The sequence below is a fragment of the Aquimarina muelleri DSM 19832 genome (assembly GCF_000430665.1).
GTDB lineage: Bacteria > Bacteroidota > Bacteroidia > Flavobacteriales > Flavobacteriaceae > Aquimarina > Aquimarina muelleri.
Map to the genome: position 1 here is coordinate 1 of NZ_AUML01000090.1, position 2,221 is coordinate 2,221.

The 2,221-nt window shown below is 30.0% G+C and carries 1 protein-coding gene and 1 pseudogene; both read left to right on the top strand.

Translation table 11 applies throughout. The features are described from left to right. Positions 1–1,431 (top strand): annotated as a pseudogene (locus H527_RS24260) (hypothetical protein); the annotation flags it as partial. Then, complete coding sequence (locus H527_RS0118615) at positions 1,428–1,934, top strand: hypothetical protein (protein WP_027414046.1); 507 nt, start codon at positions 1,428–1,430, stop codon at positions 1,932–1,934. The pseudogene H527_RS24260 and the gene H527_RS0118615, both read left to right, overlap by 4 nt. Positions 1,935–2,221 lie beyond the last annotated feature (287 nt).

Below are 2,221 nucleotides of genomic sequence, written 5' to 3' on the forward strand. Positions count from 1 at the left end.
CAAAAAATAGATGTTGTCATAGAATCCAATGACGGAACATTCAAAAAAGAATTCAAACAAATAGAAGTTCTTAATAACGAAACTACAACAATAGATCCCTTTCATATACCGATAAAAGAGTATGATCAGAGTATAGAAATTTATAATTATACCCAACATCTAACTGCTGTAAAAAAGAATACTATAAAAACCTTTAAGGTTAGTATTAATGAGACAACCTATTCTAACCCAAAAGAACTTCTAATCCCCCATACTTACCGAAGAAACTACGAAGAACTCATTGGGCTTTTTAACACAGATAATAGTGGAAAAAAAGATAAACAAACAAACTATGAAAATAAATTCATAAATAGCACCACTGACATCAAAAGTATTGTAGATGAATTTATAGAAAAGGTAATTGCAGAAGACATAACAATTTCTGAAATAAAACCTCTAGTTGAAGAAAAAGCAACTGCACTCTGGGATGCTGCTGTAAAACAAGTACAAGGAGGCAATTTTGATGATAGACCTTTATATTGGGCAAGAAATAAAATGCAAACTTGGTTAAAGCGAAGTCCTTTGTTTAAAGATCAAGTTGATTTAGAGACTTCAATAGTTTGTCCAGATACCGAATTAGAAAATATTATTAAACTGTTTGAGGAAAAAAGCAGAAACTATACTGGAATTGATTTCTCTAAAGCAGGAAATAAGAAAAAGATATTGATAACAGGGTTTGACCCATTTTTATTGAACTCTTTTGATCATAAATACAAAAGAGGTTTTAATATATTACAGTCAAATCCATCAGGATGTGTAGCTCTTAATTTTCAAGGAAAAAATATTGAAAATTCATTCATACAAACTATGATTGTTCCTGTTAGATATTCTGATTTTGATAATAGTCAGCAAAACGATAAAGGAGAAGGAAAAGGAATAATTGAAAAATATATTCATAACTATATAGATCAAGTTGATACGATTATTACTATAAGTCAATCTTTACCTGGTGATTATAATATCGATAAATTTGCAACTTTAAGACGTGGTGGATTTAATGATAATTTAGACTATACTCGTGAAGATAACTCCAAGGCATTAAATTCAAATGATGAATGGATAGAAACAACTTTACCAAAAGAAATGACTAATGCTCCTTATGTAGAATATAACTGGGAATTTGACAGAGTTCCTAACCCTAAGAAAATAAAACCAGATAAAGAGCAAAAACTTAGCCAAGGTTCTGGAGGTAATTATTTATCAAATGAAATCTTTTATCGTGTAGCAAGATTGAGGAAAGAAAAAAAACCGATTCTTCCTACTGGTCACTTTCATATATCTAAATTACAGAATGAAAACGTCAGGGAAGACTTTTCAAATAATAAGACTAAAGAGATGATTACAATAGTAAGGAAAGGAATAATAGAAGGAATTAAAGGATTGAAAAAATGAAAAAAGTAATTTTAATAATATTTAGTCTTGCTTTTACCTCTTGTGGGGCTCAAAACCAAGCCATTCTTGATTTAAAAAAAAATGATTTAATAGCTTTTAGTTTCATTGAAAATGGAATACGACCAATTGAATCTCCTTATGAACAAGAGGTTTATAACAAAAATAGCATAATCATTTTGAAAAGAAAATGGGCGAATATTGGTAAAGACTATTTTGAAAAGCAATTTGTGTTTGTTAAAAATTTAGACACAATGAAAATCTCCTGTAACTGTGGACAAGAAAAAAACTTATATTTTAAGGATCTAGAATTTAAAAAAGGAGAAATTAAAATTGAATTGCCTTCAAATTTAAATTTAGAAAAAGCAAAAGATATCTTTTCGGACAAAAAACTGAACAATACTAGTGCAATAAATAGCTACAACTTTAACAATAAAGGCCTAAAAGATACTTTTGTAGACTTACCTTTTAACGAGTTAGAATTTCTGATTATAAGTAAAAATTAAACGTTTTGTAGTCGAGTACGAAAAGGGGATTTTCACTCCTAAACCTCTCACAGCTCTACTGAGTTTATCGAAGTACCACCATATATCCTTCGTCAAGCTAAGGACAGGCTATACAAATCTCTTATACGGCTTTTATTATGTAGTCCACCGTTACGTTAATTGATAAGCTGTCCTGAGCAAGGTCGAAGCCCCCCCGCCCATAAAAGACTTGCACCCTCTAGATGAATTATTTATCTTCGATAAATAAAAAATGCCCATGCTAGGCACACATATTATATATAAAATCA